Annotated in this window: 16 protein-coding genes; 11 read left to right on the top strand and 5 right to left on the bottom strand. The window is 67.7% G+C overall.

Annotation, left to right across the window (positions count from 1 at the left end; all coding sequences use genetic code 11):
* Positions 1-3: 3 nt before the first annotated feature.
* On the top strand, positions 4-1059 hold the full coding sequence (locus GAK28_RS06475) for a hypothetical protein (protein ID WP_291776353.1): 1056 nt from the start codon (positions 4-6) through the stop codon (positions 1057-1059).
* Complete coding sequence (locus GAK28_RS06470) at positions 1056-2231, top strand: hypothetical protein (protein WP_291776351.1); 1176 nt, start codon at positions 1056-1058, stop codon at positions 2229-2231. The genes GAK28_RS06475 and GAK28_RS06470 overlap by 4 nt, the downstream gene beginning before the upstream one ends.
* Positions 2232-2240: 9 nt before the next feature.
* Here GAK28_RS06470 and GAK28_RS06465 read toward each other — a convergent pair whose 3' ends face one another.
* The 3 genes from GAK28_RS06465 to GAK28_RS06455 are packed head-to-tail and all read right to left on the bottom strand — an operon-like array spanning position 2241 to position 5452.
* Positions 2241-3494: a heme biosynthesis HemY N-terminal domain-containing protein gene (locus tag GAK28_RS06465; protein WP_291776349.1), complete on the bottom strand. Its 1254-nt coding sequence runs from the start codon at positions 3492-3494 to the stop codon at positions 2241-2243.
* Entirely contained in the window at positions 3491-4636 is a 1146-nt protein-coding gene (locus GAK28_RS06460; protein ID WP_291776347.1) for a uroporphyrinogen-III C-methyltransferase, read from the bottom strand. The genes GAK28_RS06465 and GAK28_RS06460 overlap by 4 nt, the downstream gene beginning before the upstream one ends.
* Before the next feature lie 45 nt (positions 4637-4681).
* Positions 4682-5452, bottom strand: coding sequence for a uroporphyrinogen-III synthase (locus tag GAK28_RS06455; RefSeq protein WP_291776345.1), 771 nt, complete (start codon positions 5450-5452; stop codon positions 4682-4684).
* Positions 5453-5576: 124 nt separating this feature from the next.
* Here GAK28_RS06455 and GAK28_RS06450 point away from each other — a divergent pair, with 124 nt between their 5' ends.
* Genes GAK28_RS06450 through GAK28_RS06440 form a run of 3 tightly spaced genes read left to right on the top strand, consistent with a single transcriptional unit; the run spans position 5577 to position 6977 of the window.
* A complete protein-coding gene (locus GAK28_RS06450; protein WP_291776344.1) occupies positions 5577-6041 on the top strand; it encodes a YiiD C-terminal domain-containing protein in 465 nt (154 codons plus the stop codon).
* Between the two features lie 29 nt (positions 6042-6070).
* Complete coding sequence (locus GAK28_RS06445) at positions 6071-6484, top strand: hypothetical protein (protein WP_291776342.1); 414 nt, start codon at positions 6071-6073, stop codon at positions 6482-6484.
* Between the two features lie 46 nt (positions 6485-6530).
* Complete coding sequence (locus GAK28_RS06440; protein ID WP_291776340.1) at positions 6531-6977, top strand: rhodanese-like domain-containing protein; 447 nt, start codon at positions 6531-6533, stop codon at positions 6975-6977.
* A 49-nt stretch (positions 6978-7026) separates the two neighbouring features.
* Here the strand turns inward: GAK28_RS06440 and GAK28_RS06435 are convergent, their stop codons facing one another.
* A complete protein-coding gene (locus tag GAK28_RS06435) occupies positions 7027-8082 on the bottom strand; it encodes a 2Fe-2S iron-sulfur cluster-binding protein (protein WP_291776336.1) in 1056 nt (351 codons plus the stop codon).
* A gap of 49 nt (positions 8083-8131) precedes the next feature.
* Between GAK28_RS06435 and GAK28_RS06430 the strand changes: the two genes are divergently transcribed.
* From GAK28_RS06430 to GAK28_RS06405, 6 genes are all read left to right on the top strand, one after another.
* The gene (locus GAK28_RS06430; protein ID WP_291776334.1) at positions 8132-8584 is read left to right on the top strand and encodes a hotdog fold thioesterase; all 453 of its coding nucleotides are present in this window, start codon (positions 8132-8134) and stop codon (positions 8582-8584) included.
* A complete protein-coding gene (locus tag GAK28_RS06425; RefSeq protein WP_291776333.1) occupies positions 8581-9525 on the top strand; it encodes a serine/threonine protein kinase in 945 nt (314 codons plus the stop codon). The genes GAK28_RS06430 and GAK28_RS06425 overlap by 4 nt, the downstream gene beginning before the upstream one ends.
* 55 nt (positions 9526-9580) lie before the next feature.
* Positions 9581-10024 carry a hypothetical protein gene (locus GAK28_RS06420; protein ID WP_291776331.1) on the top strand — a complete coding sequence of 148 codons (444 nt, stop codon included), beginning with the start codon at positions 9581-9583 and terminating at the stop codon, positions 10022-10024.
* A 29-nt stretch (positions 10025-10053) separates the two neighbouring features.
* Entirely contained in the window at positions 10054-11223 is a 1170-nt protein-coding gene (locus GAK28_RS06415) for a class I SAM-dependent rRNA methyltransferase (protein WP_291776329.1), read from the top strand.
* A gap of 48 nt (positions 11224-11271) precedes the next feature.
* Positions 11272-12354, top strand: coding sequence for a DNA topoisomerase IB (locus GAK28_RS06410; RefSeq protein WP_291776328.1), 1083 nt, complete (start codon positions 11272-11274; stop codon positions 12352-12354).
* Between the two features lie 446 nt (positions 12355-12800).
* Positions 12801-13340, top strand: a complete 540-nt coding sequence (locus GAK28_RS06405) for a hypothetical protein (protein ID WP_291776326.1) — start codon at positions 12801-12803, stop codon at positions 13338-13340.
* 193 nt (positions 13341-13533) lie between these two features.
* On the opposite strand, the gene GAK28_RS06400 is transcribed toward GAK28_RS06405, so the two are convergent.
* On the bottom strand, positions 13534-14595 hold the full coding sequence (locus GAK28_RS06400; RefSeq protein WP_291776324.1) for an aldo/keto reductase: 1062 nt from the start codon (positions 14593-14595) through the stop codon (positions 13534-13536).
* Between the last annotated feature and the right edge of the window lie 18 nt (positions 14596-14613).

The following is a 14613-nucleotide window of genomic DNA, read 5'->3' as shown; positions in this document are numbered from 1 at the left end:
GCCATGTCGAAACCGTGGTTTCTTGAACTACTCGAGCTGGACGAACCGTTCGACGAACGCATGGCGAAACGCGCGTATGCGGTGCGGTTGAAGGCCATCGATCCCGCTACGGACCCCGGCGGTTTCGCGACCCTTCGCGAGGCCTATGAACTCGCGTGCGAAATCCGGGGCCGAACGACCGACAGCACGGCGGAGATCGAAGCGAAAGATCGATCATCCGCACCCCAGCAGCCCAGGGACACCGCCACCGACCTGTTCATGCGATTCCATCGCGAGCTGGTCGCCTCGGACGACGAGGACGATATTTATGCCCTGCTCGACGATTACCTGGCCGCATTGCGTCGGGAGCACGTCGAAGTCATCCGCAGCTTTGAAACACATCTGATCGATGCGCTGGCGATCAACGCCCTTCCGTGGCGCGACGTGGTTTTCGATGCGGCGTCTGAACTGTTCTGCTGGATCGAACTGCGCGACGCGGAGCCCAGGTCGGGGGCGTACGCATGGGTGACCGCCGTCGAAAGCGAACGGGAAGCACTGGTACGCCAGATGGGGCCGGCCCTCCAATCCGTTCTCCGTCGTGCTGCATCCCGCAAGGACCTTCCTGATGATCTTGTCCATCTCTGGCCGAAAATCCAGGAAGCCTCGGCGCGCTACCCTCGATACGTCGATCTTCACGTCGGTGCGGCGGTACGCGACGCATGGAAGGAGCGATACGAAGCACGCCATGGCGGCATGCCGGATGTACCGCCCGCGCCCTTGAACGTGCCCCCGCCCCGCCGTCCATCTGTCCACGCCAGGGCCTTCATTGCGGTGGCACTGGCCCTGACGGCGTTTTGGCTGTACAGCAGGCTAGGCAGGGAAACCATACCCGACGACGTCCTATCCGACAGGATCGACGAGTCGAGCTGCCATGGGCTGACGTCCTATATCCGTGGCCATAGTCCCCGGGTGAGGGGATCGATGGATCGGATGCTCGGTCGATGCGTCGACGCCGGGTTCGTCGCACCCGCAGCGGCCGAACGGCTCCGAGCCTCGGACGAGGACTCGACCTCTTCATGACTTCCCACCCGTGGTTCCTCCAGGTGCTCGGCTTGTCGCCTTATGCGGATCGCGCAGCCGTACGCAAGGCATACGCGATGGCATTACGGCAGATCGATCCGGGCATCGATCCGCAGGGCTTCGCGCGTTTGCGCGAAGCGTATGAGACCGCATGCCTTTGGTGCGAGCAGGAACGCACCACCGAAGCCCCCGACGATACGCCACGGCATCCGCCGCCGACCGAGCGTCATCCCGACGCGCCGCAGGATGAGGATGTGCCGACACAGGACGATGCGGACGCGGTGGAGGCGGATCCCCGCGCCGATGCGCGACGCGACGCGGCGATACTGATGGACGGCTTCGTCGCTGGTGCGCGCCGGGGTAGCGCCGTGGATGCCACGGATCTGCTGGATCGCACCGTCATCGCCCTGCGGCAGCGCTATATCGACGCGCCGGGTGAACTGGAAGAACGCCTGATCGACCTGCTCGCGCGCCAGGAACTTCCCCATCGGCATGCCTTGTTCGAGACAGCCTCTCGACTGTTCCACTGGGAAGATATCGGCCAACTGGGCCCCCTGGGGCAACGCGGCGAATGGGTCGAGCATGTCCTCGCCCAACGCAACGTATGGATGCGCCTGACTGAATCCCGTCGCAAGCAATGGCTCGAACGCATCGGCCGTGCACGACGCCCCATCGATGGGGCGCTCGTGCGGCATTGGCCCGATATGGAGCAACTGCAGTCGCAATATCCGCACTGGATCGGGCTGCATATGGACCATGACGTGCGGCTGGCATGGAAGGCGGCATTCGACGCGCTGCCCGCCAGCACGCAGAAAAATCACCGGCAAAGCGGCGCGACCGCCGCCGCGTTCCGCCCCGTGGTCGACAAGCCGTCTGCCCGCAGGCGGGTTCCGCTACGCCGATTGGGGTGGATCGTCCTGCTGTACGCGCTGATGCAGATCTACCGGGCCATCGCCGACCAGGGATCGATATCCGAGTGGTTCTCTCTCGGGTCACGCGATACACCGGCGACCTGCGCTGAACTCTATCGTCGCCTGTCCCGCAGCGACGTGTTCGCCGGCTTGTCCCGGGACGAGATCCGCGAACTCACCTCGCGAGGCGAACGCTGTGAGCGACAGGGTGACTGGCATGCACCGACTGGCAACGGCACACCGGCGGAGGCGCGACCCTGATCCCCCTGATCAGGGTGACAGGCGCGGCACGCCGTGCTCGTCGCGCTCTTCCACCGCCGTCACGCGCGTATCGATGCGACGTGCAGGTACCTCGGGCAAGGCTTCGGTCGCCTCGCCGCGAGCCAGCGCCAGCGCATTGCGATAGCAGCGCTGCGCCAGTTCGGGGAAGGTTTCCGCGACGAAGACATCGCCCAGGGCTTCCCACGCATCCGACGACGGCTCGATGGCCAGCGCGCGTTCCAGGTACGGACGTGCCTTGCCCCACAGGTGGACGCGGGCGCACATGCGCCCCACCGCGGTGAGCAGCACGGCGTCGTTAGGATGCGTATCCACCCAGGATTCGGCACGACGCAGGCGTTGCTCGATATCTTCGGAGCCCATGCCGCCATAGGTGGCGACGAGCTGCGGTGACCATTCGCGACGCAGCGCGGTCTCGATCTCGTCCATCGCCGCCATGTTCTGGCCGAAGCGCACGGCCTGTCGCGCGTAGGCATCCACCGCTGCCGGAAGCCGACGCTGTCCCTTGGGCAGTTGCGACCACAACGCGGCGAGCGAGGCACCATCGACCGCGCTGGCGACATACGCACCGACGATCCGCGATTCCGTGAGCGCATAGGCTTTGGCGCCGATCTCGCCACTTTTCTGCAACGGCGCGAGCGCGCGCAAGGCGCGCGCCGGCTCTCCGATCTCAAGCGCGCCCTCGGCATATTCAAGCCAACCGGCCGGCGTGAGTTCACCCGTATCCGCCTCGGCGGCGAGCAGGCTCACGGCCTCCTGCGGCTTGCCGGCGCGACGCAGCAATCGCGCGCGCAGCACGCGCGCGGCACGCGGTGTTTCCTGCGCCGCTTCATCGAGGGTTTCCAGCGCACGCGTCGATTCACCGTGCCGCTCGGCGGCTTCGGCGGCCGCGAGCAAGGCCGGGCCACGGACGGACGGATAGCGCACCGCACGGTTGAGATCGCGTTCGGCTTCGGCATGGCGACCCTCGACCAACGACACCAGGCCATCCGCGAGACGGCGACGACTGAGGCGGCGATGACGACGGGTAAGCGCACCGAATGGCCAGCGGATCAAGGCGACGATGGCGGCGATCGCGGCCCACGCAACCACGAGGATGACCAGCAGCGTGACCAGCGTCATCTGCACGTTCGTGCCACGCCAGTGCAGCAGTACGTAACCGGGATCCTGCGCGACCCAATGCCAGCCGAACGCGGCGATCACCGCGACCAGGATGAGGCCGACGATCCAGCGCCAGAGCTTCATGGCGTGTCCTTCTGCGGCGCGGGAGCGGCGGAGGACGCAGGAGCGGGTGCCGCGGTGCTGGCGGCATGCGCGGGCGCGGAATGATCGTTCAAGGCGTGCACGGAGCGCAGGTTGCGCAGTTCGCCCAGCGCGGCACCGAGTTGCGGCGCGGCGCCCTTCGCCTGAGTGGTGAGCAAGGCAGCGACGCGCGCCCGGGCGGCCTGCACATCGGGTGCGTTCGTGTCGAAGCGCGCCACCAGGGTGGCGTCGACGCGCTTGAGCGCGGCATCGCGGCCGACATCGTCATAGGCGAGCACAGCGGCTTCCGCATGGGCCACGTCCAGCGCCGCCATTTCGCGGGCGATGCGGTCATCGGCAAGACCCAGTGGCGTACCGTCGTCGTGGCTCACCTTCACGATACCGCCCAGGGCGTCGCCAGCGCGCTGCCAGAACGTGCGCTCGCCGTCGTCGGCCTTACGGTCGTCGGACGAGCGCAGCGGCAAGGTGGGAATCGTCGCGCGCAGGTCGGCCAGCGTGGCGAGATCGTTCGCCCTGGCCTTGGGCACCACGGCGGCCAGGGCGTCGCGCTCGGCGCCCATGCTGCGACGAACCGCGGAGAACGCGCTGTCGTTCACGGCGCCCAGGGCCTTGTCGGCAAGATCGTAGGCGGACAAGGCGCCACTGGCGTCGCCGAACAGGGCGAAACGTTCCTTGGCCATGCGCAGCAGCGACTCAGCTTCGTCGAGCAGCATCGCGTCGTGTCCGCTCAGGCTGCGCTCGGAGAGATTGGCGACGGCGTCCTCGAGGTTCTTCGTGCGCTCGGAGACCCCGAGCATTTCTTCACGGGCGGAGCGGTTCACCCCGTCGGCGTCGCTGAGCCGACGACGCAGGGTGGCGTTCTCCTCGCGCAGGCCGTCAACGGCCGTCTGCAAGGTGTCCACCTGGCCACGCAGGCCATTGGCGGCGCCCAGGTCGGCTCGCATGTTCCATAGCGTCCACCCCGTGTAGCCCGCCGCCCCCAGGGCGGCCAGCGAGAACAGGATGCTGACGGCCAGCGCGCCGCCGCCGCGCCGGGGCGCGGGAGCAGGCGCCCGCGCGGACGCCGGGCTGGACGGGGCCGGCGCGGCCGGGATGGTGTCGGTCGTTGGGGTCTCGGTCGTCATGGCGGCATCCTAGCAGGCCATACGCGAACGCACGGAAGACATCGTTCAACGGCGGGTGAACGAGACGGCCGAGGCTGCTTCCAGAAGGTCCGTCGGTAGGGCAGAGCGGGCCACCGCGACCCGCTCGAAACCGGCCTCGATGGCGATTCCCCGTAGGCGTTCGCTGCTGACCACGGCCACGGCCTGGACCAGCCGGCGCCAGGCCGGGGCGATGAGCGAGCGCTGCAAATGTTCCAGGGCCTCGGCACTGGACAGCAGCACGGCCGACCGCTTGCTCAGCTTGAGCAGCGGATCGATGTGACGGCGGTCGATCCGTGGCGCCACGCGGTGATAGACGTGGATCTCCTCAAGCCGGGCGCCGCGCGCCGCCAATTGCTCGCGCAACAGGCCCCGTCCTCCCGGCGCCCCTACCAGGGCGACTCGGCGGCCAGCGATATCCGTCAGTTCGGGCAGGCCGAGTACGCCCTCGCTGTCCTGTCGGGACTGCGGGAAATGAACATCGGTGATGCCCGCGGTCTTCAGCGCGCGGGCGGTGCCGCGCCCCACCGCGATCACCGTGGCCTGGGTGGCCAGGGGCAGCAGGTCGGCGGCGAAACGCACGGCGGCGGGGCTGGTGAACACCAGGGTGTCGCCTTCGAGGGCGTCGCGCAGCGAGGCATGGGTGGTGGTGGCGTCGGCCGTCGCGCGCAGCGAGAGGCCAGGCACGGCCACGGGAATCCCGCCCAGCTTGCGAACCCGCCGGGACAGCGGCCCCGCCGTCCCGGCGGGTCGGGTGATGACGACGGTGACGTTGCGAAGGGGATGGGTACGACTCACGGAAGCATCCTGCAGGTGACGGGCAAGCATAGGAACATGTGAACCATGTCACCAATGCCGAAGGTATGGGCCCCCTCCCGTACGGATGCGAACGGTCGACGCGCGGCCGTAGACTTCACCTCTTATGATCTCGATCGACGACTCCCTCAAGGCCCTCGAGGCCTTCATCCTGGCCAGCATCCCCCTCGCGCGGGCCATGGACCTCCGCATCGCCGGTTTCGACGGCGAATGCCTGCGCCTGGACGCACCGTTGAAGCCGAACATCAACGACAAGGGTTGCGCCTTTGGCGGTAGCCTCGCTGCCGTCATGACCATGGCCTGCTGGACCCTCGTCGAGGCCACGCTGCGCCGCCGTGGCGACGACTGCGACGTGTTCGTGGCCGACTCGAGCATCCGCTACCTCGCGCCGGTATGGGGTGATTTGCACGCCGAGGCCCGCCTGGCGCCGGGCGCGGACTGGTCTACCTTCTTCACGACGCTGGACGCGCGGGGCCGTGCGCGTGGCGATTTCACCTACGTGGTGCCCGGCGACGACGGCAAGCCGGCCGCCAGCCTGGAAGCGCGCTTCGTCGCCAAACGCCGGGCATAATGCCCGCCGACGCCCCGACGGAATCCACCATGCGCCGTATCGCCCTGCTCGCCCTGGCCCTCGTCCTGACGACCCTGGCCGGTTGCGCCACCGACAAGCGCAACAACGCGCTCACCACGACACTGTCGCGGTACGCGTCGGCGATCCGCTGGGGCGACTTCACCACCGCCCAGGCCTTCCTCGACAAGGACTACGCCACCGAGCATCCGATGAGTTCCATCGATATGGGGCGCCTCGACCAGCTCCGCATCACGGCCTATGACGAGGGCGGCGGTCCGCAGCCGGACGGCAAGAACGAGGTCGTCCAGGTGGTCCAGATCGGCGTGGTGAACATCAACACCCAGGCCGAGCGCAGCATCATCGACCGCCAGCGCTGGCGCTACGACGCCGAAAAGGGCCGCTGGTACCTCATGACCGGCCTGCCGGACTTCTCCCCGCACTGAACCCGATATAATCGCGCGTTTTGATCCCTGCGGCCCGGAAGACCCGATGAACGACGTACTGCACAAGCTGCCCGAATTCGCTGGCAACCATCTCGCACTGGTGGCCCTCTTCGTGGCCCTGCTGATCGCGCTGATCGTCGGCGAGGTCCTCAAGCTGTTCCGCAAGTGGAAGACCCTGACCCCGGCGGGCCTCACCCAGCTGATCAACCGCGACAACCCGCTCATCATCGATCTCTCGGCCAGCGCCGATTTCGAGAAGGCCCACATCCCCGGCGCGAAGAACGTCGCGATGAGCCAGTTCGACCCGGAGACCCAGAAGGACCTCTCCAAGGCGAAGGAGCTACCGGTGGTGCTGGTGGACAAGGACGGCCGTGGCGTCGGCAAGGCCGCCAACCGCCTGATCAAGGCCGGCTTCCCGCGCGTCTTCGTGCTCGACGGCGGCACCTACGCCTGGCAGAACGCGCAGCTGCCGGTCGCCAAGGGCAAGAAATAACGCGACCCGTAGGAGCGCGCTTGCGCGCGATCCCCGGCCGCGACACCCGTCAAAGGCCGTGGATCCCCGCCCGCCCCTTCAGGATCTCCGCCAGCACATCCGGCGCAAGGTCGAACGAGTCGAAGTACAACCGGTCGTCAGGCAACCCGGCGGCCGCGAAGGCATCGCGACCCAGCTGGATCATCGCCGGCGGCCCGCTCATGTAGAGGTCGAACCCGGAAAGGTCCGGATGGTCCGCCAGCAAGGCATCGTGGACGAGGCCCGCGCGAATGCCCGCCGCCTGCGCGGCATCGGCGTCGGACAACACAGGAGTGAAGCGTAGCGTCGGCACACGACGCTCCCAGTCCCGCGCCAGCTCGATCAGATACAGATCTTCCGCCTGGCGCGCACCCCAATAGACGTGCATCGGCCGGCGCGTACCCAGTTCGAGGAAATGCTCGACGATGGCCTTCACCGGCGCGAAGCCCGTGCCGCCCGCCATGAACAGCATCGGCCGCTCGGAATCCTCGCGCGGCACGAAGGTGCCCAGCGGGGCCTCGATCACGAGGCGATCGCCGACCTTCAGCGATTCGTACACCCGCGAGGTGAAGCCACCGCCCGGTACGTAGCGCACGTGAAGCTCGATCGTGCCATCCGCGACGGGGCCGCTGGCGATGGAGAACGGGCGATGCTTGCCGTCGTCGAGGATCACGTCGAGGTATTGCCCGGACAGCCATTTCAGGCGGTCGCCATCCAGCGGCCTCAGCCACACGCCCACCACTTCCGGTGCCAGCGCGCGACGTTCCACCACTTCGGTCAGGACGCGACGATGCGGAATATCTTCCACCGACGCGATTTCGCGAGCCCTTATGGCGATATCGCCCTGCGGCACTGCCTGGCACAAGAGGATCGCGCCGTGCGCCTGAGCGTTGGCGGTCAGCGCCACGGGCGGATTGCGCGGGTACGCGCAGGCACCCTCGACCAGGGTCGCCTTGCAACTGCCGCAGACACCGCCACGGCACGAGTAGGGAAGCGCGATGCCAGCCCGCTGGGCGGCCTCGAGCACGGTTTCGTCTCCGGAGGCCGCGAATCGCTTGCCGGACGATGTCAGGGTTACGGTGTGCACCCGCCCATTATAGGACAATGGATGCTTGTCCCCTGCAAAGCCACCGCACATGGCCATCTGGAAGCAATCGACCGACCTCGCCCGCATCAACGCCTGGAGCCGGGGCACGATGATGGAGACGCTGGACATCCGTTTCACGGATATCGGCGATGACTGGCTGCGCGGCACGATGCCCGTCGACCACCGCACCCAGCAGCCCTTCGGCCTGCTCCACGGCGGCGCCTCGGTGGTGCTGGCCGAAACGCTCGGCAGCTCCGCCGCGCTGCTCACGCTGGATACCGAGAAAGAAGTCGCCGTAGGCCTGGACATCAACGCCAACCACATCCGTGGCGTGCGCGGCGGCATCGTCACCGGCACGGCCAAGGCCGTGCACCTGGGACGCACCACCCAGGTCTGGGAAATCCGCATCGAGGAAGACACCGGCAAGCTGGTCTGCGTCGCGCGCCTCACCATGGCCGTGATCCCCTCGCCGGGCGGCGCGCCGGGGAACCTTCGCTCGTGAGCCATGCCGCGCCGTATGCGGTCCTGTCGCCCGACATCGTGCTCGCCGCGGTGGATGCGGCCGGTTCCTGGAGCGATGGCCGCCTGCTCACGCTCAACAGCTACGAGAACCGCGTGTTCCAGGTGGGCCTGGAGGACGGCGGTTTCGTCGTCGCCAAGTTTTACCGTCCCGGACGCTGGAGCGACGACGCCATCCTGGAAGAACACGCCTTCGCACAGGAACTGGCCGATGCCGAGATCCCCATGGTCGCGCCGCTGGCCTTCGACGGTCGCACGCTGCTGGAACACGCGGGCTTCCGCTACGCGCTCTATCCCCGTCGCGGCGGCCGCGCACCCTCGCTGGAATCGACCGACCAGCTCGAATGGCTGGGCCGGTTGATCGGCCGCATGCATGGCATCGGCTCGCGCGAGGGCTTCCACGATCGCGCCACGCTCGATCGTGCATCCATGATCGACACACCCGCCCGGGCCGCACTCGCCTCCCCGCTGCTGCCACATCACCTGGGCAACGCCTACCGCGACGCCGTCACCCGCGTGGACGACGCCGTGGCGAACCGCTTCGAAGCTGTCGGCCCCGTCCGTCGCATCCGACTTCACGGCGACTGCCACCCGGGCAACGTGCTGTGGACGGACGATGGCCCGCACTTCGTCGACCTCGACGACGCACGCATGGGTCCCGCCGTGCAGGACCTGTGGATGCTCGCCGCCGACGATGCGATGTTCGACGCCCTGCTTGAAGGGTATGGCCAGTTCCGCGACTTCGATCCCAGCGAACTGGCGCTGGTGCCCGCGCTGCGCGCGATGCGCCAGGTCCACTACGCGGGGTGGATCGCCGAGCGCTGGAACGATCCGGCGTTTCCCGCCGCCTTCCCTTTCGCGGCGGAACCGCGCTGGTGGGAGCAACACATCGCCGACCTGCACGAAGCGGTGGACGCGCTTTAGCCTCCGCTCACCCGCGATCGTCATAATCCCCCGTTCGTCGTCCCAGGGCCCCCGCATGCAATCGATCCTTACCCGCATCATCGCCGTCTTCGAGATCGCCGGCGGCCTTTACGGGCTGGTCCGCCAGTTCGACCACCTGCTCGGTTCGCGGATGAACGGCCTGGACGCGGTGGTGACGGTGCTGGGCGTGCTGCTGTTCGGCTTCATCCTCGTCGCCGGCGTGCTGCTGGCGAGCAACGACGGACGCGGTACGCAGATGTCGGTCTGGGCCCAGTTCCTCCAGGTGCCCCTGGTCGCCACGCCGGTCTTCAGCTATGCGCTTTCCGCCGGTGCCTTCGCCAACCTCTCCTTCACCCTGCAACGGTCGCCGCGCCTGGGCTTCGACTGGGCCATCGCCGAGCACGGCTGGCTGCTGAGCCTGGGCGGCCCCTCGGCGGCGCATATCGGCGTGAACCTGCTGGCCCTCGGGTCCTGGCTGGTCCTGCGTTACGGAAGGTGATCCGGGCGCAGGCGCGATATCATTCGCGAATGACTATCCCCGCCTCCCCCACTATCCATCTCAAATCCGACCGCGTTCCGGGCCATCCCTGGGTCTGGTCCGCACAGGTCGTCAAACCCGCCGAGCGCATTCCGCCGGGCAGCGTCGTGGAGGTGGTGGACGCGAAAGGCCGCTTCGTCGGCCGTGGTTTCTGGAACGGCCACGCGCGCGTCGCGCTGCGCATGCTCACCAGCTCGGCGGACGAGGCCATCGATGCCGGCTGGATCGCCGCCCGTCTCACCCGCGCCGTCGAACTGCGCCGTGAACTGCTGCGCCTGGACGAGGTGAGCGACGCCTGGCGCGTGGTGCACAGCGAAGGCGACGGCCTGTCCGGCCTCGTGGTCGACCGTTACGCCAACCACCTGGTCGTGGAATACTTCGCCGCCGGCATGTGGCGCTTCCGCGACACCATCCACGCCGAACTGCTGCGCCATTTCCCGGGTGCCTCGCTGTACTGGTTCGCCGAGCAGCACGTGCAGCGACAGGAATCCTTCGACGTGCGCTCGAACGACGCGCCTGCCGCTGTCGACGTGCACGAGCACGGCCTCGCCTTCCACGCGGCGCCGGGCCTCGGCCACAAGACCGGCTTCTTCGCCGACCAGCGCGACAACCGTCGCCGCTTCGCCGAGCTGGCCCGTGGCCGTCGCGTGCTCGACCTGTGCTGCAACGCCGGCGGTTTCGCGGTGCACGCCATGAAGGCGGGCGCGAGCGAGGCCATCGGCGTCGACGCCGACGCGGCCATCCTCGATGTCGCCCGCGCCAATGCGAGCATGAACGGCGTGGACGCCACCTTCGAACAGGGTGACGTCTTCGAATGGCTGCGCGCGGCCATCGCCGCCGGTCGCACCTGGGACGCCGTGGTCCTCGACCCGCCCAAGCTCACCCGCGATCGCAACCAGGTGGTCAACGCGCTGAAGAAATACTTCGCGATGAACCGCACCGCGCTCGACGTGCTGGCGCCGGGTGGCATCCTGCTCACCTGCTCGTGCACGGGACTGGTCGGCGAAGACGACTTCATCGAGATGATCCGCCGCGTCGCCCTCAACGCCGGACGTGAGATCCAGCTGCTTCACGTGGCCGGCGCTGGCGCGGACCATCCGGTGGCCAGCAACGTCCCGGAAAACCGCTACCTCAAGGCGGTGTTCTGCCGGGTCGACTGACGACTCGTTCACCGTGTTTTGATCGTGCGCCGGCCCACACTGCCGGCCATGTCCAGGAAACCGCCCGCCGACGCCCTCGTGGTGCCCACCGTGGAACGCGCGCATGCGAAGGCGGCGGGACTGGTCTATGTATGCGACACCGACGAGGGCCTCACGCGCTGCCGGCGCGGTCGCGGTTTCGTCTACCTGAGCCCAGCCGGGCGACCGGTGAAAAACGCGGACACGCTCGCACGCATCCGTGCGCTGGCCATTCCGCCGGCCTATACCGACGTCTGGATCTGCCCGCAGGACCGCGGGCATCTCCAGGCGACCGGCCGCGATGCGCGCCAGCGCAAGCAGTACCGCTACCACGCGAAATGGCGGGCGATCCGCGATCGCGGCAAGTTCGAACGCCTGCTGGAGTTCGGTGCCACCCTTCCCCGGTTGCGCCGACGCTTGCGCAAAGATCTCGCGCTGCCCGGCCTGCCACGCGACAAGGTACTGGCGCTGGTCGTGAGCCTGCTCGAAGAGACCATGATCCGCGTCGGCAACGACGCCTACGCGCGTGAGAACCACTCCTTTGGGCTGACCACGCTCAGATCGCGACACGTCGCCGTGCATAAGAACCGGATCGAATTCCATTTCCGCGGCAAGAGCGGCCAGTGGGCTGACATCGTTCTGGATGATCGACGCCTGGTGAAGGCGATACGCCGCGTGCAGGAACTGCCCGGGCAGCGCCTGTTCCAGTACGTCGACGACGAGGGCGTCCGGCAGCCCGTGGATTCGGAGATGGTCAACGAGTACCTGCGCGACGCCACCGGCGGCGAGTTCACCGCCAAGGATTTCCGCACCTGGGGCGGCACCGTCCACGCCGTCGCGATCCTGGCGGCCACGCCGCTGCCTGAGACCGGCGGCGAGCGGGCGTTGAAATCGACGCTGGCCGCTGCCGTCAAGGAAGTGGCCGGCGTGCTCGGCAACACCCCCGCGGTGTGCCGCAGCTCGTATATCCATCCGGAAGTGTTCGCCGGCTGGATGGAAGGCGACCTGCACCGTAGGGTGCCACCCACCGATCCGCGTTTCACTCGCAAGCTGGAAGCGTCGACGCTGTCGTTCCTTCGTCGTCGCATTCGTGCCGTTACCCGCTCCCGCTGACGCGTACGGATGGCTATAGTGCGCACACGGGGATTCGCGTTGGATTTTTCAGGGGCAGTGTTGACGATGTCGCGGTGGAAGGTGATCCCCTTGCTGGTGGCCTTGGGCATGGCACCGGTGGCGCATGCCCAGGAGCAGTCCGACGCGTCCGCGCCGCTGCCCGGCATGCCCGCGCACCGGGGCGTCATCGACGACACCTGGATCATCGCCCCGCGCCGCCTGGGCAACGCCACGCTGAGCGCCGTGAAGAACTACGCCGACGAAGGCGACATCGCGGCCGGCGTCTCGTTGCGCTATCGCATCGACCACGCCGACTGGATCGCCGCCGATGTCTTCATCTACCCGGCCGGCGAAGGCGACCCCGATCGCATGCTCAAGCGGGCGGTCGACGACTTCCGCGAATCGGTGAGCTTCGCCGAGAAGCAGGAGATCTACCGCAACGTCTGGTGGGCGAGGAAGGCCCATACACGGCGACCCTCGCCGGTGGGCGCAAACTGGTGGGCCGCTTCCTGCCGATCGTGTTCGACGCGCAGCAGGACATGCTCACCTCGCGCACCTACCTGTTCTACCGGAAGCTCTACTTCACCAAGATCCGCCTCACCACCACCACGGATGCCGTGGACTCGCTGGTGGACACCTCGGACAAGTTCATCCGCAACCTGCTCGACAGCGTGGACATCGTGAGCGTGGGCGGCTGCGGCCGGCAGATGGACGTGGTGGCACTGGCCCCGGGCCAGTCGCCGCCGCCCGAGCTGGCCGACGGCAGCAGCGCCGATGGCTATCGCGTGGCGCTCAAGGCGAACCGAAGCGGGCAGCCGATCGTTGGCGAAGCGATGACGAAGGTGATGGCCCTGGCCGCGAAGCGACAGCTGTCGACCGGCTGCACGGTGCTGGACTACAACCCGCCACTGGAAGACGGTACGCGCACCGTGCTGCATCTGTCGTTCAGTACCGAGGACTGGGGCGCGGCGCCAAAGCAACAGTGAAGATGCGGCCGGGACGCGTCCCACGCCCCGGCCGCAGCCGTACGACCCGCGACCGTGCCACCCACTGATGAAACCGGTCGCCGCATCGTGACGGCCTGCGCAGAATGCGCGGATTCGGCCAGTTCACGTATGGAAGGATTCTGAAAAACGGCTTCCCCGGATACGAATTCTCTCACCCGGGGAAGCCGTGCCGTCAGCGCTTGTCCAGGTGCGGACGCAGCAGCGGCATGTCGGCCTCGCCGAGTCGATCCGACGCCGTGAACAGCTGGTGCCAGTACGGGTAGAGCAACGGCGGCGCGCTCACCTCGTCGAGGCGCTGGCGCTCTTCGACGGTGAGCTTCAGTTCGGCGGCGGCAAGGTTGTCGCGGAATTGGGCCTCGGTGCGCCCACCGATCACCAGCGAGGTCACGGCCGGCCGTTCCAGCAACCAGGCCAGCGCGATCTGCGCGGCCGACACGCCGCGCTCCTGGCCGATCGACACCAGCACATCGACGATACGCCACAGGCGTTCCTCGTCGCGGATCGGCGGCTCGGTCCAGCCGGCGAGCTGGCGCGAGCCTTCCGGCGCCTTGGCATCACGGCGATGCTTGCCCGAGAGCAGGCCCGCCGCCAGTGGGCTCCACACGAGCACACCCAGGCCCTGGTCGATGGAGATCGGCAGCAGTTCGTACTCGGCCTCGCGCGCTTCCAGCGTGTAGTGGATCTGCTGGCTGACGAAGCGCTGGCGATGCTCGCGTTCGCTGATGCCCAGCGCCTTCATGAGGTGCCAGGCGGAATAGTTGGAGCAGCCGATGTAGCGGACCTTACCCTGCTTCACCAGCGTGTCGAGCGCTTCGAGGGTTTCGTCCAGCGGCGTGAGGCCGTCCCACTGGTGGACCTGGTAGAGGTCGATCACGTCCGTGCGCAGGCGGCGCAGGCTGGCCTCGCATTCGCGGATCAGGTGATGGCGCGACAGGCCGACGTCGTTCGGGCCGTCCCCCATGCGGAAGCGAGCCTTGGTGGCGAGCAACACGCCCTTGGGACGCTTGCCGTTGAGCACTTCGCCGATGATTTCTTCCGAACGGCCGGCGGAATACATGTTCGCCGTGTCGAGCAGGTTCACGCCCGCATCCAGGCACATGTCGATGAGACGACGCGCTTCATCGACGCCGCTGCTGCCGACGGTGGCGAACTTGCCTTCGCCACCGAACGTCATCGTGCCCATCGTCAGCGTGGAGACCTTCAGGCCGGAACGGCCGAGCAGTCGATATTCCATGGGAAACCTTCGGGTGGT

It is taken from the genome of Luteibacter sp., assembly GCF_009912395.1.
Classification (GTDB): domain Bacteria; phylum Pseudomonadota; class Gammaproteobacteria; order Xanthomonadales; family Rhodanobacteraceae; genus Luteibacter.
Note: the sequence above shows the minus strand (reverse complement) of the source record. Positions and strands in the feature narration are given on the sequence as shown.